The sequence below is a fragment of the Streptomyces africanus genome, assembly GCF_002150735.1.
GTDB lineage: Bacteria > Actinomycetota > Actinomycetes > Streptomycetales > Streptomycetaceae > Streptomyces > Streptomyces africanus.
The window spans coordinates 31399-51688 of record NZ_MUKA01000004.1; the positions used below are offsets into that span (position 1 = coordinate 31399).

Annotated in this window: 16 protein-coding genes; 7 read left to right on the forward strand and 9 right to left on the reverse strand. The window is 72.3% G+C overall.

Going from position 1 to position 20290, the window contains the following annotated elements; translation table 11 throughout:
* The first annotated feature begins 89 nt into the window (after positions 1-89).
* The 7 genes from CCL05_RS01030 to CCL05_RS01060 all read left to right on the forward strand — a co-directional run bounded on the left by CCL05_RS01030 (position 90) and on the right by CCL05_RS01060 (position 7898).
* Positions 90-1103 (forward strand): ABC transporter permease, encoded by a 1014-nt coding sequence (locus CCL05_RS01030; RefSeq protein WP_086558547.1) that lies wholly within the window; start codon positions 90-92, stop codon positions 1101-1103.
* Between the two features lie 52 nt (positions 1104-1155).
* Positions 1156-2121 carry a sugar ABC transporter substrate-binding protein gene (locus tag CCL05_RS01035; RefSeq protein WP_086558548.1) on the forward strand — a complete coding sequence of 322 codons (966 nt, stop codon included), beginning with the start codon at positions 1156-1158 and terminating at the stop codon, positions 2119-2121.
* A 21-nt stretch (positions 2122-2142) separates the two neighbouring features.
* A complete protein-coding gene (locus tag CCL05_RS01040) occupies positions 2143-3648 on the forward strand; it encodes a sugar ABC transporter ATP-binding protein (RefSeq protein WP_086558549.1) in 1506 nt (501 codons plus the stop codon).
* A gap of 38 nt (positions 3649-3686) precedes the next feature.
* Positions 3687-4580 carry a transketolase gene (locus CCL05_RS01045; protein WP_086558550.1) on the forward strand — a complete coding sequence of 298 codons (894 nt, stop codon included), beginning with the start codon at positions 3687-3689 and terminating at the stop codon, positions 4578-4580.
* Positions 4577-5548, forward strand: a complete 972-nt coding sequence (locus CCL05_RS01050; protein ID WP_086558551.1) for a transketolase family protein — start codon at positions 4577-4579, stop codon at positions 5546-5548. The genes CCL05_RS01045 and CCL05_RS01050 overlap by 4 nt, the downstream gene beginning before the upstream one ends.
* Positions 5545-7053 carry an FGGY-family carbohydrate kinase gene (locus CCL05_RS01055; protein ID WP_086558552.1) on the forward strand — a complete coding sequence of 503 codons (1509 nt, stop codon included), beginning with the start codon at positions 5545-5547 and terminating at the stop codon, positions 7051-7053. Before CCL05_RS01050 ends, CCL05_RS01055 begins: the two co-directional genes overlap by 4 nt.
* 71 nt (positions 7054-7124) lie before the next feature.
* Positions 7125-7898 (forward strand): SDR family oxidoreductase, encoded by a 774-nt coding sequence (locus CCL05_RS01060; RefSeq protein ID WP_086558553.1) that lies wholly within the window; start codon positions 7125-7127, stop codon positions 7896-7898.
* Between the two features lie 47 nt (positions 7899-7945).
* Here CCL05_RS01060 and CCL05_RS01065 read toward each other — a convergent pair whose 3' ends face one another.
* The 9 genes from CCL05_RS01065 to CCL05_RS01100 all read right to left on the reverse strand — a co-directional run bounded on the left by CCL05_RS01065 (position 7946) and on the right by CCL05_RS01100 (position 20286).
* Complete coding sequence (locus CCL05_RS01065) at positions 7946-8899, reverse strand: sugar-binding transcriptional regulator (RefSeq protein ID WP_208641297.1); 954 nt, start codon at positions 8897-8899, stop codon at positions 7946-7948.
* Positions 8900-9018: 119 nt separating this feature from the next.
* The gene (locus tag CCL05_RS01070) at positions 9019-10665 is read right to left on the reverse strand and encodes an alpha/beta hydrolase (protein WP_086558554.1); all 1647 of its coding nucleotides are present in this window, start codon (positions 10663-10665) and stop codon (positions 9019-9021) included.
* 147 nt (positions 10666-10812) lie between these two features.
* Positions 10813-12069, reverse strand: a complete 1257-nt coding sequence (locus CCL05_RS01075) for a nucleotide sugar dehydrogenase (RefSeq protein ID WP_086558555.1) — start codon at positions 12067-12069, stop codon at positions 10813-10815.
* Positions 12070-12140: 71 nt separating this feature from the next.
* Positions 12141-13763, reverse strand: a complete 1623-nt coding sequence (locus tag CCL05_RS01080; protein ID WP_086558556.1) for a class I adenylate-forming enzyme family protein — start codon at positions 13761-13763, stop codon at positions 12141-12143.
* The gene (locus CCL05_RS01085) at positions 13760-15496 is read right to left on the reverse strand and encodes a CoA transferase (protein ID WP_086558557.1); all 1737 of its coding nucleotides are present in this window, start codon (positions 15494-15496) and stop codon (positions 13760-13762) included. Before CCL05_RS01085 ends, CCL05_RS01080 begins: the two co-directional genes overlap by 4 nt.
* Complete coding sequence (locus CCL05_RS01090; RefSeq protein WP_086558558.1) at positions 15493-16320, reverse strand: methyltransferase domain-containing protein; 828 nt, start codon at positions 16318-16320, stop codon at positions 15493-15495. The genes CCL05_RS01085 and CCL05_RS01090 overlap by 4 nt, the downstream gene beginning before the upstream one ends.
* Positions 16321-16343: 23 nt before the next feature.
* Complete coding sequence (locus CCL05_RS43755) at positions 16344-17921, reverse strand: class I adenylate-forming enzyme family protein (RefSeq protein WP_107400404.1); 1578 nt, start codon at positions 17919-17921, stop codon at positions 16344-16346.
* A gap of 11 nt (positions 17922-17932) precedes the next feature.
* Complete coding sequence (locus tag CCL05_RS43760; RefSeq protein WP_107400401.1) at positions 17933-19312, reverse strand: protoporphyrinogen/coproporphyrinogen oxidase; 1380 nt, start codon at positions 19310-19312, stop codon at positions 17933-17935.
* Positions 19309-20286: a UbiA family prenyltransferase gene (locus tag CCL05_RS01100; RefSeq protein WP_086558559.1), complete on the reverse strand. Its 978-nt coding sequence runs from the start codon at positions 20284-20286 to the stop codon at positions 19309-19311. The genes CCL05_RS43760 and CCL05_RS01100 overlap by 4 nt, the downstream gene beginning before the upstream one ends.
* Positions 20287-20290 lie beyond the last annotated feature (4 nt).

Below are 20290 nucleotides of genomic sequence, written 5' to 3' on the forward strand. Positions count from 1 at the left end.
GTCACGGGCGTGACGACAGCGCAAGCGGCCGAAGGCGGTCCATGCCGCTCCTCCCCACCTGGATGCACATTCACTATCCGGAGACTTTCATGAGTACGACCAGCAACGCGGCGCAGCCCGTGGACGCGCAGCCGGCCGAGCGGCGGCTGAAGACACCGTCCTGGGCGACCGGACTGCTCACGGGTTCTCGCGGTCCCGCACTCGGCCTCGTCGCCATGTGCGTCGTCTTCTACATCGCGACGCCGTATTTCCTGACCCAGAACAACCTGCTGAACATCGTCGACCAGGCGGTGATCCTGGGTCTTCTCGCCCTCGGCATGACCGCCGTCATCATCACGGGCGGCATCGACCTCTCGGTCGGCGCGGTCCTGGCACTGGCGACCATGGTGCTCGGCTGGCTCTCCCACGACCAGGGCTGGCCGCTGTGGCTGAGCGCCGTCGTCGCGGTCGGCGTCGCGGGAGCGTGCGGCCTGGCCAACGGGCTGGGCGTCACCTTCACCAGGCTCCCGCCGTTCATCGCCACGTTGGCGATGATGTCCATCGCCCGCGGCCTGGCCAACGTCATCACCGACGGCCAGCAGATCGTCGGGTACCCGGACTGGTTCGACAACCTCTCCACCACCCGGTACCTGGGCGTCTTCACCTTCGTCACCTTCGTGCTCGTCGTGCTGTACGTGGCCGGATGGGCGTACATGCGCTATCGGACCGGCGGGCGTGAGCTGTACGCCATCGGCGGCAGCTCGGAGGTGGCCAGGCTCGCCGGCATCAGCGTGCGGAAGCGGACCGTGCTCGTCTACACCGTGACCGGCGTCCTCGTCGGCCTGGCCGGTGTCTTCCTGTCGATGCGTCTCGACTCCTCGCAGCCGAGCGCCGGAACGGGCTACGAACTCGACGCGATCGCCGCCGTGGTGATCGGCGGCGCGAGCCTCAGCGGCGGCGTCGGCTCCGTCACCGGAACCCTGTTCGGCGTCCTGATCATCGGCGTCCTGCACAACGGGCTCAACCTGCTCGGAGTCTCCCCGTTCGTCCAGCAGATCGTCATCGGCGTGGTGATCGCTCTGGCCGTCATGGTCGACGTCCTGCGCCGGCGCGAGGCGCGCTGACCGTCTCGGCTCGTCCCCCTCCCCCCCCGCTTACCGAAGGAGCACCACCGTCATGAAGTCGCACCACCGTTGGGCCGCCACCGGCATCGTGGCCGCTCTCGCTCTCAGCGCCACCGCCTGCAACAGAGACAGCGCCGCCACGACCACCTCGGACGGCAAACCGGTCACGATCGGACTCGCCGTCGCCAATCTCCAGGCCGACTTCTTCAACCAGATCAAGCAGTCCGTCGAAGCCGAGGCGAAGAAGAAGGGCATCAAGGTCGTCGTGGCGGACGCCCGCGGCGACGCGGCGACCCAGGTCAACCAGATACAGGACTTCATCAGCCGTCAGGTCAGCGCGATCATCTACATCCCGGCCGGCGCCACGGCCGCCGGCGTGCCGGTGAAGGCGGCGGAACGCGCGAAGATCCCCGTCGTCACGGTCGACCGGAACCCCGAGGACGCCCCGGGCAAGTCCTTCATCGCCACCGACAGCGTCGCGGCCGCCAGGACGCTCGGCGAGTGGGTGATCAAGCAGAAGGACGGCAAGGGCCAACTGGCCATCCTCCAGGGCCAGATCGGCACCACCCCGCAGGTCGACCGGCAGAAGGGCTTCGGCCAGGCGCTCGCCAAGGCGCCCGGGATCAAGGTGGTCTCGCAGCAGACCGCCGACTGGGCGCAGGACAAGGCGTACTCGGTGGCGCAGGACATGCTCCAGGCCCACCCGAGCATCGACATCCTGTGGGGCCAGGCCGACGCCATGGCTCTCGGTGCCGCGCAGGCGGTCAAGAGCGCCGACGGCAAGAAGCGTCTGATCGTCGGCTTCGACGGCGACGTCGCGGGCCTGAAGGCGGTCCGCAACGGCACCATCGACGCCACCATGGTCCAGCAGACCCAGAAGATGGGGCGGATGTCGGTCGACACCGCACTGGACGTCGTCAACGGCAAGTCGGTCCCGGCGAAGCAGTTGCAGCCCGCGTACCTCCTGACCAAGGACGACCCGGCCAAGGCCGACCAGTACATCAAGACCCACCCCTGAGCCCCGGGGAGCCACGTCATCATGACGAACGTCAGCCAGGTCCCGAGGGACCGGACGCACGAGGGCCTGATCGTCCGGGGCGTGTCCAAGCGCTTCGGCGCCACCCAGGCCCTGGACCGGATCGACCTCGACGTACGCCCCGGCGAGGTCGTGGCACTGCTCGGCGAGAACGGCGCCGGGAAGTCCACTCTGGCCAACATCATCGCCGGCACGTTCTCCTCCGACACCGGTCACATGACCTGGCGGGGAGGGCCTTACGAGCCGAAGTCGCCAGGGGAGGCCATCACCCACGGCATCGGGCTCATCCATCAGGAGACGCGCCTGCTGCCGGACCTGTCGGTCGCCGAGAACGTCTTCCTGGGCCGGCTCCTCACCCGCGGCGGACGCATCGACCGTACGGAGATGAACCACCGTGCCGAGGAGCAGCTGCACCGGCTCGGTCTGGACATCTCCCCCACCCGGCTGGTCGGCACGCTCCGGGTGGCCGCGCAGCAACAGGTCGAGATCGCCAAAGCCCTGACGCTCGACGCCAGGTTGCTGATCCTCGACGAGCCGACGGCCGCCCTGGGCGGCGACGAGACCGACCACCTCTTCGAGCGGATCGACGCGCTGCGCAAGGAAGGCGTGTCCTTCGTCTACGTCAGCCACCGCCTGGAGGAGATCGCCCGCATCTGCGACCGCATCGTGGTGATGCGGGACGGGCAGAAGGTCGCCACGCACCCGACCGCACAAGTGCCCGTGTCACAGCTCGTCGAGGAGATGGTGGGGCGCAGCGTCGAGCGCATCTTCCCCGACACGGGAGCGCCGGCGGAGCGCGAGGTGCTGCGTGTGGAGGGCCTGTCCAACCCGTCCTTCCGGGACGTCTCCTTCAGTGTGCGCGCGGGCGAGGTGTTCGGCATCGCCGGGATCGTCGGCGCCGGACGCACCGAACTGGTGAGGGCGATCGCCGGAGTCGACCCGGTGACCGGGGGAAAGGTGTCCGTCGACGGCCGGGTCCTGCGGCTGCGCGGGCCCCGGGACGCCATCGAGGCGGGGGTGGCGCTCGTACCCGAGGACCGCAAGGGCCAGGGTGCCGTGCTCGACCTCTCGATCGGCGACAACGTGGTCCTGCCCAGCCTCGACCGGGTCGCCCGGCGGGGCTGGCTGACCCCACATCGCGTCACCGAGGTCGCCACCGACGCCATCAGGACGATGACCGTCAAGGGACGGTCCGCGCAGCCGGTGCGGACCCTGTCCGGCGGCAACCAGCAGAAGGTCGTGATCGCCAAGTGGCTGGAACGCAAGCCCAAGGTCATCATCCTCGACGAGCCGACCCGCGGCATCGACGTCGGCGCCCGGGCGGCCATCTACGAGGTGATCGCGGACCTGGCCCGGTCGGGCATGGCGGTCGTGGTGGTCAGCTCCGACCTCGACGAGGTCCTGGGGCTGTCCCACCGCGTGCTGGTCCTCAGCCGGGGGCGCCAGCAGGGCATCCTGCCGGCCGAGGAGGCGACGAACTCCGCGGTCATGCACCTCGCCACGGCATGAGATCGAAGCAAGAAACAGACTCGAATGGATATGCACACATGGTTCTCGCCCCAGTCCCCAGCGCCACGGCGCGGCTCGCCGGCATCAGGCGCGAGCTGCGCGCGGCGTCCCCGGCAGAGCGCGCCGCGCGCCTGAGGGAGCTGGCCCACTCGATCCGCCGCAGCGACTTGGAGATGATCAGCCGAGCCGGCCAGGGGCACATCGGAGGTGACTACTCCGCCGCCGACATCGTCACCGTGCTGTACTTCGCGGTCCTCGACGTCCGTCCCGAGGAGCCGGAATGGGCCGAGCGCGACCGGTTCGTCCTCAGCAAGGGCCACGCCGCGGGCATCCTGTACGCGACCCTGGCGCACGCCGGCTTCTTCCCCGAGGCGGAGCTGGCCACCTTCATGGAGCCGCTGTCGCCGCTCAACGGCCACCCCAACCGCCGCAAAGTGCCCGGGGTGGAGACCAACACGGGTCCGCTGGGCCACGGCTTCCCGGTCGCCGTGGGGATGGCCGTCGCCGCCAAGCTGGACGGCTCCGGCCGGCGCACCTACGTGCTCACGGGTGACGGTGAGCTGCAGGAAGGAAGCAACTGGGAGGCGGCGATGAGCGCGTCCCAGCAGCGCCTCGGCCGGCTGACCGTGATCGTCGACCGCAACCGCTTCCAGCAGGGCGCCGCCACCGAGGAGACCTCGGGCCTGGACCCGCTCGACGCCAAGTGGGCCTCCTTCGGCTTCGACGTCCGCTCCGTCGACGGCCACGACCACGAGGCTCTCTACCAGGCCCTTGACCAGGATCGCTCCGCCGACGACCGCCCCTTGTGCCTGATCGCCGACACGATCAAGGGCAAGGGCGTGTCCTTCATCGAGGACCGCGTCGAGTGGCACCACAAGGTGCCCACCGCCGAACAGACCGCTGCCGCCTTCGAGGAGCTGACCGCCCGATGAGCACCACCGCCGCCGTAGCCGCCGAGCTGCACGACTGCCGCAAGGCGTTCGCCGAGACGCTGATCGAGCTCGCGGAGGCCGACCAGCGCACCGTGGCCGTCTGCAACGACTCCGTCGGCTCCTCCAACCTCAAGGAGTTCCAGCAGCGCTTCCCGGACCGGCTGGTCAACGTGGGCATCGCCGAGCAGCTCATGGTCGGCGCGGGCGCCGGCCTCGCGAACGGCGGCCGTATCCCGTTCGTCTGCGCCGCGGCGCCCTTCCTCACCGGCCGCGCCCTGGAGCAGATCAAGGCGGACGTCGCCTATTCGCGCACCAACGTGAAGCTGTGCGCCATGAGCCCCGGCTTCGCCTACGGCCAGCTCGGCCCCACCCACCACGGGGTGGAGGACTTCGCCTGGCTGCGCACGCTGCCCGAGATGGTCGTCCTGGCACCGGCCGACCCGGCCGAGACACGCGAGGCGCTGCGCTGGGCCCACCAGTACGACGGCCCCGTCTACCTGCGCATCGGCCGCACGAAGGTGCCGGACCTGGCTCCCCACGTGCCCTTCGAGGCCGGCCGCGCCACGTGTCTGCGCGACGGCCGCGACGTTACGCTGATCGGCGTGGGCACGACGGTTTTCGCCGCCTTGGCCGCCGCCGGGAAGCTGGCCGCCGAGGGTGTCGACGCGCGCGTGCTCAACTTCTCCACCGTCAAGCCGCTGGACGAGGAGGCGCTGCTCGCGGCGGCCGCCGGGACGGGCCGCATCATCACCGTCGAGGAGGCCAACGTCCACGGCGGGCTCGGCAGCGCCGTCGCGGAGTTCCTCGCCGCCCGCACCCCGGTGCCGATGAAGCTGCTCGGCGTGCGCGACGAGTTCACCCCGACCGGCAGTCCGGCCTTCCTGTCCGAGTACTTCGGCATCGACGCCGAGGCCGTCGTCCGGGCCGCGCGCGAGCTGACGGGCGCCGGGCAGGGAGCGACGGCATGAGTGCCGTGGGAAGAGGCGCCGTCCTCGCCCTCGACCAGGGCACCAGCGGGACGAAGGGGCTGCTCGTCGCGGAGGACGGGCGGGTGGTCGCCGCCGCCCACCGGCCGCTGACCCAGCAGTATCCCGAGCCCGGGCGGGTCGAGCAGGACCCGGCCGTCCTGTGGCGGGGCGTCACCGGTGTCGCCGAGGAACTGGCCGCCCAGGCCGCCACCGCGGGCACGCACATCCTCGGCCTGGGGCTGAGTGTCCAGCGTGAGGCCGTCCTGGTCTGGGACCCGGACACCGGCGCCGCGCTGTCGCCGCTCGTCAGCTGGCAGGACCGGCGCACCGCCGAGCGCTGCGCCAAGCTGGCCGCCTCGGCCGAGGGCGAGCTGATCAGCGGCCGTACCGGCCTGCCGGTCGACCCGATGTTCTCCGCGACCAAGGCCGAGTGGCTGCTGGACCGGCTCGACCCGGACCGCGAGGCGGCCACCGCCGGGCGGCTGCGCGTCGGCACGGTCGACGCCTGGCTGCTGCACCGGCTCACCGGCGGCGCCACCGACGCCACCGAGACCGGCTGCGCCTCCCGCACCCAGCTCGTGCGCCTGGACGACGCCGGCTGGGACCCCGAGCTGCTCGACCTGTTCCGCATCCCCCGTACGGCACTGCCCCGCGTCGCCGCCTCGGACAGTGCCGGCGACGAGCTGGGACGCACCCGGAACGTGCCGGGCCTCGCGGACGGGCTGCCCATCGCGGCGGTGCTCGGGGACTCGCACGCGGCGCTCTTCGCGCAGAGCCACGGGCGTCCGGGCGTGGTGAAGGCCACGTACGGCACCGGCGCCTCGCTGATGGTCCTCAACCCCGAGGGCCGGCGGCCCGGTGAGGGCATCGCCGCCACCCTGGCGTGGCGGCGCACCCGGGACGGCGGTGCCGCGCACGCCCTGGAGGCGAACATAGCGTCGGCGGGCACGGCGATCCGCTGGGCCGCCCGGCTGCTCGGGACCGACCCGGCCGGCATCGCCGCCCTGGCGGCCGGCGCGCGGGAGGACTCCGAGGTGTATCTGGTCCCGGCGTTCTCCGGACTGGGCGCCCCCTACTGGGACCGCGGCGCCCGTGCGCTGCTCGTGGGCATGGACTTCGACACGGGCCCCGCCGAAGTGGCGCGCGCCGCGGTCGAGTCGATGGCCTTCCAGGTGGCCGACACGCTCTCCCGTTTCGACACCGTCCTCGCCGGCGCCGTCGCCGAACTCCGCGCGGACGGCGGGCCGACGGGCAACGACCGCCTCATGACGCTCCAGGCCGAGCTGATCGGCCGGTCCGTGCTGCGGGCCGGCCGCCCGGAGGTGTCCGCCCTGGGTGTCGCGTATCTGGCCGGTACCGCGCTCGGCATCTGGGACGACGCCGATCTGCCCGCGCTCACCCCCCAGGGCACCCGCTTCACGCCGCACGAGGACGACGCCTGGCGCAACCGCCGCATGGCCGGCTGGCACGACGCGGTCGCCTGCTCCCGCGGAAAGCGGGCCTGACACCGGCCGGGACCGGTGGCACCGGCGCCCGTCCTCCTCCGTCGCTTCACCACTGCCGAAAGAGCCGCATCATGACCTTCAACCCCGGGGCGTTCTCCCTCACCGACAAGGCCGCGTTCATCACCGGCGCGGGCAGCGGCATCGGCCGGGCCATCGCCCTGGGCTTCGCCGCCTGCGGCGCCGACATCGCCTGTTTCGACCGCGACGCCGAGGCCGCCCGGGCCACCGCCGACCGGATCGTCGCGGCGCGCGGCAGGGCCGTCGGCATCGGTGGAGACGTCACCTCCCCCGAGTCCCTGGCCGAGGCCGTCCGCACCGCCGTCGCATCGATCGGCCCCATCCGTACCGCGGTCAACTGCGCGGGCGTGGCCGGCGCCACCGCCGCCGAGGACATGCCCTCCGAGGACTTCCGCCGGGTCGTCGACATCAACCTCACCGGTGTGTTCCTCAGCGCCCAGGCCGAGGCCCGCGTGATGCTCGCCCACGGCGGCGGGTCCATCGTCAACATCGCCTCCATGTCGGGCACCATCGCCAACCGCGGACTGCTGCAGGCCCACTACAACGCCTCCAAGGCCGGCGTCATGCACCTCACCAAGAGCCTGGCCACGGAGTGGGCCGACCGCGGAATCCGGGTCAACTCGATCAGCCCGGGCTACACCCTGACGCCGATGAACCAGCGGCCGGAGGTGGCCGAGCGTCTGAAGACGTACGCCGCGGACACCCCGCTGGGCCGCATCGCCGAGGTCGAGGAGATGGTGGGCCCCGCCGTCTTCCTCGCCTCCGACGCCGCGTCCTTCGTCACCGGCTCCGACCTGATCGTCGACGGCGGCTACGTCTGCTGGTGAGCGGTACGCGGCATGCTTCTCGGGGCCTGTCGGCACGTACGTGAGGGTCAGGCCATCAAGGCCGCTGCCGTCTCCTGATCGGTCACCAGCACGTCCACCAGGCCACCGGCCACCGCCGACCGGATCGCCTTGTGCTTACGGCTGCCGCCCGCCACCCCGATCTTCCGGCGGGCGGCGGCAAGCTGCTCACGGGTGATGCCGACGACCCGGGAGTCCAGCTCGGACTCGACCGGCCGGCCCTCGGCGTCGTAGAACCGCAGACACACATCGCCCACCGCGCCCAGCTTCTCCAACTCGGCGCGTTCCTCGTCCGAGAAGGCGTTGCCGCTGCGGGCGAGCGTGCTGGACGGGGTGATCTCGCCGATGCCCACCAGCGCGACGTCCAGGTCGCCCAGCTCGCCCAGAGCCGCCGACACGAACGGGTCCGCGCGCAACGCCTGGGCGCTCTGCGCCGACCCTGCCACACCGGGCGCCTGCAGATAGACGGCCTCACCGCTCACCAACTGCGCCAGTTGCCCCGTCATACGCGAAGCGTGACCCGCCGCGGCGGGATCACCGATTCCGCCCACCGCCTGCACGATGCGCACGCCCTTCAGGCCCGGGACCGGCTGCATCGCCTGCACCGTGGCGAGCAGGGTGGCGCTCCAGGAGGAGATGCCCACGGTGTCGCTGGAGCGCAACGTCGTCTGGAGGTAGTAGGCGGCGGCCGCGCCGAGATCGCCGAGCATCGTGCGCTCGTTGTCCGGGGCGGTGTCGACGACCAGTGCGAGCTTCAGGCCGTACCGCTCCTGGAGACCGTCCTCCAGATCCGGGTGCGTACCCGACGGCGGCGTCACGGTGATCCGCACGATGCCCCGGTCCTGTGCTTTTTTCAGCAGGCGTGAGACCTTCGCCTGCGACAGGTCCAGCCGCGCCGCGATCTCCGGCTGCCGTATGCCCTGAAGGTGGTACAGCCGGGCCACGTGCGTCATCATCCGCAGTTCCTCGCCGACGATCACCACGGGACTCCTCTTCTGCCGTCTCAGCCCTGCATAGATATTCGCACAGGCAGGCGGGACCCCGCCAAGAGGTCCCGCCCCGCCTTCAAGGAGTCATGCGGCGATGGGCCGTGCGAGCGGGCTCAGAAACGGTCCGGGGCGCGCTCCGGGAGCGGAGAGCCGGGGAGCACGTCCCGCTTCTGGTTCTCGCGTGCCTCCGCGTTCGAGCCGGCCGTCGCCTCGCAGGTCACGTCCTTCGCCGGGAGCTTGCCGGTGAGCAGGTAGGTCTCGACCGTGCCGTCCGTGCACGCGTTGCCGCTCGGGTAGACGCCGTGGCCCTCACCGCCGAGGACGGTGACCATCTTCGAGCCCTTCAGGTCGGCGTGCAGGGCCTGGCCGCTGGGCAGCGGGGTCTGCGAGTCCCACTCGTTCTGGACGACCAGGGAGCCGACCTTGTTGTTCACCTTGGTGGCCCGTTCCACGGACCTGTCCCAGAACGCACAGGGCTTGATGCTGGAGGCGAAGTCACCGTAGAGCGGGTAACGGCCCTTGTCCTCGATGGCGTCCCGCCGGTAGGTCTCGGGATCGCGGGACCAGGCGGCCGAGTTGTCGCCGCACAGCACGGCCCAGAAACTCGCCGTCATGTTGTCGGACGGCACCTCGGCGGCATCGGCGGCGCCTGCCGTCCCGGTCCGCCCGGACCCGGTGAACACCGCGAGCTTCTTCGCGGAGGCGGGCCGGCCGGCCGCGGCCTTCTTCAGTTCCACGACCACCTCGGTGGCGTACTCCGGGCTGAAGACCGCCCTGCGCAGACCGCTGCGGATGTCGTCACCGGTGGTCGGCTGCCCGTCCACCTCGATGGGCTTGTCGTCGGCCTGCGCGACCAGGTCCCAGAAGGTCCGGTCGACCTCCTTCGGGGTGTCGCCGAGGCCGTACTTCTCCGACCGCTCGGCGGCCCACTCGGTCCACCGGTCGAACGCGGGCTCGGCGCCCTCCGCCCACCACTGGATCATCCCGCGCCAGGCGCGCGCCGGATCGACCGCGCTGTCCAGCACGAACCGGTCGGCCCGGCCCGGGAAGAGCTGGGTGTAGACGGCGCCCAGGTAGGTGCCGTACGAGTAGCCGAGGTACGAGATCTTCTTCTCACCGAGGATGGCCCGGAGCAGATCCATGTCGCGCGCGGTGTTGCGCGTGGTGATGTGCGCGAGCGTGTGGCCCGCCTTCTCCCGGCACTTGTTCGCGAAGTCACGTGCCCAGGCGACGTCCTTGGCGAACGTCTTCTCCTTGTACGGCCGCAGCCAGTTCTCCTCCTCCGGCTCCAGGTCGCAGGAGACCGGGCTGCTCCGTCCCACACCGCGCGGGTCGAAACCGATCAGGTCGTACTTCTGCTGCGCTGACTTGGGGAGCACCTCCTTCACGTCGAGCGGCATGTAAAGCCCCTGTCCCCCGGGGCCGCCGGGGTTGGAGAACAGGACACCGTGCCGCTTGCCGGGCGCGGTGCTCTTGATCCTCGATATGGCCAGCTCGATCCGCTTGCCTCCGGGAACCCGGTAGTCGAGCGGGACCGTGATCGTGGCGCACTGGAACTCCGCCGGGGAGTCGGCTTCGCACCGCTTCCACCGCGGCTTCTGCTTCACATACCGGTCCAGCGCGCCGCTCTCGGCAGCGGATGAGGAGGCGGTCGACGGGGTGGCGGCGGGAGCGGCGGTGGCCGTCGAGGTGGCTAATGCGGGAGCCAGCGTCGCCGTGACACTCACGGCCAACAGGGGCGCGAGACGTCGTCTGCGCACGATTCGATCCTTCCGATCGCGTGTTCGGACAGGAAGGATCTTTCAGGAACCGGTCGCGTCTGCGGATCCCTCGTCGGGCGGTACCTCCTCTCCACCCTGGGAAGGACACAACAGTGGTGTGTGCTACCGGAGTTGTAGGGGCTGGTCTCAGAGCTGATGGGCGCGGGTGCCGCGCAGCCGGCCCCGGGTGTCCAGCAGCAGTCGGGCGTGGTCGGGCAACCGGTCCAGCGGGACGGCGTCGTGGTCCTGCACCAGGATCGTGAGGTCGGCGTCCGCGGCGGCGGTCAGTGGGTCGACGGACCGCTTCACCGGTTCGCCGTCCGGCGACCAGGCGTCCACGAACGGGTCGTGGTACGTGACGTCGGTGCCGCTCTGCCGCATCAGCCGGACGATCGCGGCGGCCGGGGTGGCCCGCAGATCCGTGCTGTTGCGCTTGTAGGTCACTCCGACGAGCAGCACCCGTGCGTCCCGCAGGGCGTTTCCCCGCTCGTGCAGCAAGTGCTCGGCACGCCGTACGACATGTGCCGGCATCCGGGCGTTGATCTCCTGCGAGAGTTCGACCAGCCGCAGCGGGGCCCCTCCGGTGCGCGCCCAGTGGGTGAGATAGACCGGATCGACCGGGATGCAGTGCCCGCCCACACCCGGTCCGGGCCGGAACTCCTGGAAGCCGAAGGGCTTCGTGCGCGCGCAGTCGAGAGCCTCCCAGACATCGACTCCCAGTGCGCGGGCGGCGACGGCGAGTTCGTTGACGAGGGCGATGTTCACGTTGCGGTAGGTGTTCTCCAGGAGTTTCGCCAGTTCGGCCTCGCGTGCGGAGCCCGCCTCCACGACCCGGTCGCACAACTGCCGGAAGAAGTCGGCCGCGGCCGTGGTGCACCGTCGGGTGCAGCCTCCCACGACGCGCGGGGTGTTCCGCACGCCGTAGGTCTGGTTGCCCGGGTCGATGCGCTCGGGTGAGAAGGCGAGGGAGAAGTCCGTTCCGGCACTGAGACCCGAGGCGTGCTCCACGATGCCACGGACGACGTCGTCCGTGGTGCCCGGGAAGGACGTGGACTGCAGGATGACGAGACTGCCGGGTTTCAGGCGGTCCCCGAGAGCGGAGGCGGCGCTTCGCACATGGCGGAGGTCGGGTCCGCCCGTGTCGTCCAGCGGTGTGGGGACGCAGATCACGGCGACCGAGGCCTCCGCCAGCGGGCTTTCGTCGACGGACGCCCGGAAACCGGCGTCCAGCATGGCGGCGAGGTCGGCATCGGTGACGTCGGGGACGTGCGAGTGGCCCGAGTTCAGGGCCGCGGTGACGGACGGGTTCTCGTCGATCCCTGTGACACGCATACCGGCGCGGCACGCTTCCCGGGCCAGGGGGAGGCCGGTGTATCCGAGTCCGATGACGGCAACGCTCTTCATGTCGCTCCCTGGTTGCAGGGGGTCGTCAGGCAGGGCCGGGGGCCGCCGCTCCGCCCCGCGGTCGTGGACGGTCAGCGGGTGGCGGAGGTCTCACGGGCGGCCAGGAGCGCGAGGGTGCTGCGGCAGATCTTTCCGGTGGGCCCGAGAGGCATCTCCCCCACACGCAGCAGGAGTTCGGGGAGCTTGCGGCGTTCGAGGCCGCGCTGGGACTCCAGGAAGACAGCGAGTTCGCTCAGGTCGGGCACGGGCGCGCCCGGCCTCTCGCGGATGCACGCGCACAGGCGCTCCCCCAGTTCCGGATCGGGCACACCGACGCAGGCCACCTCGGCCACGGCGGCGTGCGCGGCGAGTTCGCGTTCCACCTCCGCCGGGCTGATGTTGTAGCCGCCTCGTACGACGATCTGCTTGATGCGGCCCAGCACGTGGAGCCTGCCGTGTTCGTCCAGGAACCCGCGGTCGCCGGTGCGTACCCAGCCGGCCGGAGTGCGGTAGCGGGCGTCCAGTGCGGGATCGGCGACGTAGCACAGCGGTGTCATGGGGCCTCTGGCACAGATCTCACCGGGCTGTCCGGCCGGCACGGGAGCACCGGTGTCGTCGGTGATGCGGATCCGCGCCACGGCCGGGTCGGGACGTCCGGTGCCCGTCTCGGGGCCGAGGCCGGTGGCGGCGGTGTGGCAGTTCACGCCGTCGGATGATCCGTAGACGGTGATGACACGGCGGCCGAACCGGGCGCGGCACGCGGCGGCGGTGGCGTCCGGGAGAACCGCTCCGCTGGACACGACGGCCTGGAGGCCGGTGAAGTCCTCGCTGGGGGCGGGGGGTTGCTCGGCGATGCGGTGCAGCATCGTGGGCACGCCGAAGACGTGCGTGGGACGGTGCTCGACGATCATGCGGAGGGCCTCGGCCGGGTCGAAAGACTCCCGCACCAGCAGCGTGCCGCCGAGTGCGGCGAGGGTCACGGAGGTGCCGCAGGAGCCGAAGGAGGAGGCCAGCGGGACGAGCACGAGGTTGCGCATCGGGCCGTCCCCGGTGTGCAGGGCGCGGACGTAGGTGGCGCGGCCGCCGGCCATCGCGTTGTGGGAGTAGGCGACCATCTTGGGTTCGGCCTCCGAGCCGGAGGAGACCAGAATCCGGGCGGGCGCCTCGGGGTCGACGGGGCGCGGAACGAAGGCCCGCCGCGCCGGCACCGCGAGTGACTGCGCGGCCCCATGGCCCTCACCGAAGGTGAACACGGCTTCGAGGTGGGGGAGGTGAGCGTGTGCCACCGCGTCGGAGGGGTGGGCGACGATGACCGCGCGGGCGCGGGCGCGGGCGAGCAGGCTCGCCGGTCCCCGGCTGCCGGGCCCCGGCGGATAGGGCAGTGCCACCGCTCCGATCGCGGCGACCGCGAGTTCCGCGGCCACCGCGTCGCGCCCGTTCGGCATCCGTACGGCGATGATGTCCCGTTCGCCCAGGCCGCGTTCGGCGAGCCGGGCGGCGATGTGCCGCACCCGGGCGTCGAGTTCGGCGTAGTCCGCCGTGCCCGCCGAGTCGATGACGGCCGGACGGCCGGGGTGACGCCGTACGTGCCCGGAGAACAGCGTGTACAGGTCGCGGTCGGGGCAGTGGCCCTGTTCGGACCAGGCGCGCCGCAGCGGGGCCGGCACCAGGTCACGGATCTCGACGCCGGCGTTCGATGTCCATCCGGCCCTCATGAGAACTCCCAGGGTGCGAGGGGGGCCGCGTATGCCCCGACGGTCAGCGCCGGAGCGAACCGCGGGTCACGGGCCAGGTCCGCGAGGTCGGTGCACACCGGCGTGGCGGCCACGCCCGCTGCCGCCAGCCTGGGCAGCCAGTGGGCGGTGGGACGGGTCCGGGCCCGGGAGGCGATCGTCTCCGCGCTCGCCGAGGCGCCGAGGCCGAACGCCCGCGTAAGGCGCTCCGGCCGCTCGCGGGCCCGGGGTCCCAGCGCGATGTAGCCGTCCCGCGTGCGCACCATGCGGCCGGTCGCGGGGGACCGTCCCGGTCCTCGGGGAACGAGGGCGGCGGCGGAGTACAGGGAGGAGTCCACTCGGCTGCCTCTTCCGGTGCGAAGCCGCGACACGAGTGCCGCCAGTACGCCCTGCGCGCAGACCAGCCCGCCGAGGACGTCGGTGAGCGTCATCAGGGAGGGCGCGGGCGGCTCGTCCGCGGGCCGCACGGCGGCGGCGAGGCCGCTGTGCGCCTGGACCAGGTAGTCGGTCCCCACGGGTGGTTCCGGCCCCAGGGCGTCGCCCCAGCCGGATGCCCACGCGTACACCAGCCCGGGGCGCACCGCACCCAGGTCGTCGGCGTCCAGCCCGAGCCGGGCCGCCTTGCCCGGTGCCCAGTTGTGCAGGAAGACGTCGGCCTCGGCGACGAGGTCACGGACGGCCCGCCGTCCCGCGTCCGTGGTGAAGTCGATCTCCGCGACGGCTTTGCCCGCGTTGAGGGCGCTGAAGCGGGCCGACGTCGTGCCCGCCATCGGGGGGACGCCGCGCATCGGATCACCGCCGGGCGGTTCGATCCGCACGACGTCGGCGCCCAGGAGCCGCAGGACGTGGCCGGCCAGGGGCCCCTGGACGCGTCGCGCCGACTCGACGACCCGCAGTCCCTCCAGGGGCGCCGCGGCCGTACGGTCCCTGTCGATCGTGGTGCCGCCCGGCTCCGGAAACGGTGTGAGGGTCCACGGCGGCGTGACCGTGGGCGGCAGCGGGTCGTGCCGTACGGGCAGCACGGCGGCGCCCGCCCGGTCCGCCGCCGACCGGATCGTCGTGAACGGCGTACGCCGTGCGGTCGCGGGCAGCGCGCGGGGCAACGCGCAGGTGGCGGTGGCGAACCGTTGCTGGAACGACCGCCATCCACGACCGGTGTCGGCACGGTCCACGCCGAGCAACCGCCAGAAGTCCAGCCATCGCTCGGCGTCGAGGGCTTCGAGTTCGAAGCGCACGCCGTCGATGGAGACGAACGGGCAAGCGGCGGGCACGAGTTCCTCCCCTGCGTCGACACGCGACGGCGAGACCTCCGGGTCGGCGCCGTCGGCCGTCGCCGCCGCGAGGTACTGGGCGAGGGCCAGCAGGGCGGCCTGACCGACCGACGTCCGTACCCGCGTCACATCGGCGCCGCCGGCCCGCGCGAGGAGTGCCGCGCAGACTCCCTGGGCCGCGAGGACGCCCGCCACCGTGGAGGCGTAGTCGACGGCGAGCGGGGCCGGGCGTCCGGCCGCCCGGCCGTGCACGTGCATGATCCCGCAGGCGGCCTGCACGGCCTGCTCGTCGGTCAGGGGGAGGGAGAGCGGGCCCTGCCAGCCGATGTCCCAGGCGATTGTGGCGGTGGCGGCGTCGCCCACCGAGGCGAGGAGGTGTGCCGCGACCCCGGCGGCCACGGGCACCGTGTCCGGGGCCCCGGTGCGCGGCACGCAGAGCGTCATCGGGCGCCTTCCTGCTCGCGGGTACGTGGGCGTCGCCCGTGTACCGAGTAGACGACGCTGGACGCCGCGCAGAACGACGGGTCCCGCATCAGCGCCCGTACGTCCGTCAGTTGATCCTCGGTCATGCCCGCGGCCAGGAGTTCGTCCCGCAGGTGGTACGTGTGGTTGAGCTGCATGCGCAGGCCCGGCGATCCCGCGGTGCGCAGCTCGATGCGGGGCCGCGGGTCGATGTCGACGAGCCCCGCGGCACGCATGGCGGCCGGAGCGTTACGGGCCCAGTGGGGGTCTCCCCCACCGGCCCGCATGACGGCGCACTTGGCGTCGAGGAAGGCCGTGTAGAGGCGGGCTGACTCCTCGTCCGGGGTGAGCAGGGGCGGTTCGTAGGAGGCGTCGAACTCCTCGATGTGCAGCCACCCTCCGGGTTTGAGGGCGCGCACCAGTCCGCCGAGGACGGCGAGCCGTTCGGGCAGGTGCTGGAGGACGAGACGGGCGACGACGAGGTCGAAGGCGGCCTCGGGGAGCGGATCGGTCACCACGTCGTGCTCGACCACGGTCAGGCACGGACCGTCCGGGATGTGGTGGGGTTTGATGTCGGTGGCCACGACCTCGCCGGTGGGAGCGACGCGTTCGGCGAGCCACCGTGCCACGCTTCCGCTCCCGGAGCCGATGTCCAGGCACCGCCAGCCGGTGGTGACTCCGGTCTCGGCGAGCCTGTCGAAGGTCATCGTGTCGTACGCGTCGGTGAGGCAGCGGTGCAGCTCGTCGCTGTGCACGCTGTCGTTGTCGAAGACGTAGCCCGGGGCCGGGCCCTGGCTCTCGCGCATGGCGTCTCCCTCTCGTCCCGGTCTCAGGTCCACCGGCCGGAGCCGTAGGTGTCGGCCCGTCCGGTGAGGCGGTGCAGCAGCTCCCCGCGCCGCACCTTGCCGGTGCCGGTACGTGGTACCTCGTCCCAGGTGAGTGCGACCGGGTCGCGCAGCGGCGGCAGGTCGCGCACCGCCTCCTTCCACCGGGCCCGGTCCACCTCGCCGTCGGCGGTGACCACGACGGGCAGCGGGTCCCGGCCCGGCTCGGCGAGGACGACGCACTCCATGGCCTGCGGCAGCCGGTCCTCCAGGAGGTCCTCGGTCCGCAGGCAGCTGAGCTGCGCGGCGCGGTCCACCTCGCGGTCGAGCAGCTCGATGCTGCCGTCACGGTTGCGGGCACCGATGTCGCCGGTGTTCCACCAGCCGCCGTGGCGCTTGGCCGACCAGCGCTCCTCCTCGCCGACGTAGCCCAGGGCACAGGCGGCGGTCCTGGCAAGCACCAGGCCCGCCTGTCCCCTCGGCAGGGGCCGGTGCGTGTCGGGATCGACCACGCGCAGCCGCGTCTTGACGGGCACCGGACGTCCGAGGTTCCGGCTTCCGGCGCCGTCCGGCGCCCGGCGGACGGAGCGCCGGGTGTGGAAGCGGAAGGTCAGCGGTCCCGTCTCGGTCTGCCCCCACCCTTCCATCCACACGGGGCTGCGGTGCCGGCTCGCCCCGAGATAGGCACGGACGGTGGGGGGATGGACGGCGTCGTACGTGCTGATGACCATGCGGACGCGCCGGAACGGGTTGTCCAGTCCCTCGGTCAGCGGCAGGAGGCGCACGAACGAGGCGGGCAGCGCCTCCAGGACGGTCGGCGGATGGGCGCGCAGCACGGGGTCGGCGAGGTTCGGGTCCTGTGTGGTGATGATCGAGATCGCGGAGGGGCCCATGCACAGGGCGCTCGCGGTCCAGCAGAACGTCCTGCCGTGGGCGAAGGCGCTCGCGTTGGCGAGGACGTCGCCGCGTCGCAGGCCGATCCGCGGCAACCGCACGCTCTCGAACCGCGCCAGTTTCCCGACGATCGTCCGGGTGGAGTGCACCACCAGCTTGGGCACACCGGTGGTGCCCGACGTGTGGTGGATCACCAGGGGCTCGTCGTCGTGGCGGCGGTGCGGCCCGGGAGCGGTGTGTCCGCGTACGTCGTCCATGCCCAGCGCCCCCGGCACGGCGCCGTCCAGCACCAGGGTGGCCCGGGCCGCCGAGGCCAGGTCGGTGCCTTCCTTCCGGCCGCGTCGCAGCACCTGTGCCGTCGTGACGAGGAGAGCGGGGCCGAGCCGGGCCAGCAGTGTCCCCAGCGTCTTCGCGGACAGGTGCGCGGACAGCTGCGCGGGGACGGCGCCGACGCGTACGGCGGCGCAGGCCAGCAGGTCGTAGTCCCAGTGGTTGTCCTTGACGATCGCCACCCGGTCGCCGGGGCCGGCCCCTGCGGCGGCCAGCCAGCCGGCCGCCTCCCGTACGAGTGCGGCCAGTTGCGGCAGCGTGTGGTGGGGGCGGGCGTCCGCGTCGATGTCGAACGGACGGTCCAGGTGGACGCGCGTGCCGAGCTGCCGCTCGGCGCACTCGTCGAACAGGACGCCCATGTCGTGGGGTTTCACGAGACGTTCTCCTCGGTGGGGCGAGCGGCGGGGCGGGTCCGTCCGAGGGTCCGCGGCGGCCGCAGCCGGCTGAGGACGCGCGAGGCCGCGAGGGCGCCCGCGCGTACGGCGCCTTCGCTGGCCGGCCGCAGCATCACCCAGTCACCGGCGTACTCGACCGGCCGTGCGGCACGCGCCATGAACCGGCCTCGTCGGCGCAGGGCCTCGGGAGTCGCCTCGGGCAGGCCGTGGGGGAATGCGTGCACGAACTGGCGTCCGGCGGCGGCCTGCAGACCGGGGACGTAGCGGGTGGCCGCCCGCACGAGCCGGTCGGCGGTCTGCCGCTCCGGCGCGGTCAGCAGGTCGGGAATGCCCCGGGCGTCGGCCATCAGGGTCAGCAGTCCCTTGCCGGCGGGCGCCCGGTCCGGGTGCTTGGCGTGGTCCACGATGATCGCGGAGAGCACGTCGTCCTCGGCATCGGGCGTCAGCAGGACGTACAGCGGCGTGCGGGACGGGGGCGCGAGCGGCCGGTCCAGCAGGCAGCTGACCTTGAGGGTGGGCGTGAAGGTGCAGGCCGACAGGAACGGAAGCTCGTCGGCGGGGGCGTTGGCGTGCAGGCGCGCCGCGACCGGGGCGGGCACGCACAGGACGACCGAGCGCGCCGTGACGCTGTCGTTCCCGACGCGCAGCCGCGCGCGGCCTTCCTCGGTGACGACCTCGTGCACCTGTGCGCCGGTGACCACGTCGAGTCCCTCGGCCAGCCGCCGGGCGAGCAGGTCCATGCCGTCGCGGTACGTCCGCCAGCCGGCGGCGGGGCCCACCTCCAGGAGCAGGCTGAGCATCGGTGCGACGGCGGAGCGTGCCGTGTCCCAGCCGAAGAAGCTTCCGGCGACCGGCTGCAGCAGGTAGTCGTGCACGTCGCTGTGGTACCGGCGGGCGAACTCCCTGACCGTCAGGGCCCCTGCCGGGGTGCGTTCGGGGTGGTCGGCGTCGAACTTCCGGCGGTGCGCTCCCGTCCAGGCCAGGAGCCGGGCGAGGTCGATCCGGGCACGGGGGGAGAGCCCCGCCCCGGTGAGCACCGCGGCGGGGTCCGCCACGCCGGGGTGGGCCCGTCCGCCGCGCCACACCGCGACGGACCTGCCGATGCGCGGCACGTCGCCTCGCGGCACGCCCAGCCGCGCCAGCAGCTCCCAGGTCGCGCGGTAGCCCTGCTCCGAGATCTGTTCGGCACCCTCGTCGATGGTGTATCCGGCATGCCGGAAGCTGCGCATCCTCCCACCGACGTGCTCGTGCTGTTCGTAGACCCGGACCTCCAGGCCCGCGCGCCGCAGTTCGTGCGCGGTGGTCAGTCCGGCCATGCCCGCGCCGACCACGGCCACGTCGAGATCAGGGCTCATCCGGTGGCCCCCGCGCCGACGATCAGGTTGGCCGTGATCAGCAGCACGGTGCCGGCCCGGTGCGCGGGGAAACCGAGCTTGCGGGCGCGCATGATGTCCCCCTGCCGGAAGCCGGTGCGGTACTGCCGCACACGCAGCGCGGTGACGGGCAGCATCAGGAACACGAACCACCACGGGGCGATCCCGACGGCGGAGGCGACGGCGCCGGTCAGGAATTCCGCCGCGGACAGCGCCCCGATGAAGACGGCGTTGCCCTTCGGCGACACCAGGCACGCCACGGTGCGACGCCCGACGGCCCGGTCGCCGGGGATGTCGTTGGTGTTGGAGTACACGCCGAACAGCAGCGGTCCGCAGCCGAAGAGCACCCCTTGCACGAGTACGAACCCGGAGAAGTGGCCGGCCGCGAGCCCGTACGCGCCCAACACCAGGGCCGCGCCCAGCCCGGCGAGGAAGATCTCCTGGAAGCCGTGGTAGCTGATCTTCAGCCCGTAGGAGTACTGGACGGAGACCACGAACAGCACCGCGATCAGCACCAGGGCCCACAGGGGCCGGTGCGGGGCGGTCGCCACCGCGGCGCCCCACAGGGCGGCGCCGGCGGCGGCGGTGGCGTACCCGAAACCGAGCGCTTCGCGCAGGGTCAGGGTTCCCGCCACGAGCGGCTTGCGCAGCTTGTTGCGCAGGGGGTCGTCCGGTCCGTAGTTCGCGGCGTCGCTGCCGTCGCGATAACCGGTCACGTCGTCGAGGGCGACCATCGCCACGATGACGCAGACCGCGCCGGCGAGGAACAGGGTGAGCGTCACGATCGTCGCGGGCCGCAGACCGGAGACGGGCAGCAGGACCGCGGACAGTGCCACGGCGACGCTCGGGTAGTAGTCGTAGACGTCGAGTTTGCCCAGCCGGGCATAGCTGCGCAGCTTGCTCTCGGGACGTGCCGTGCCGGCGGGGTACGGTCCGGCCTCGGTGCGGGTCGTCATCTGC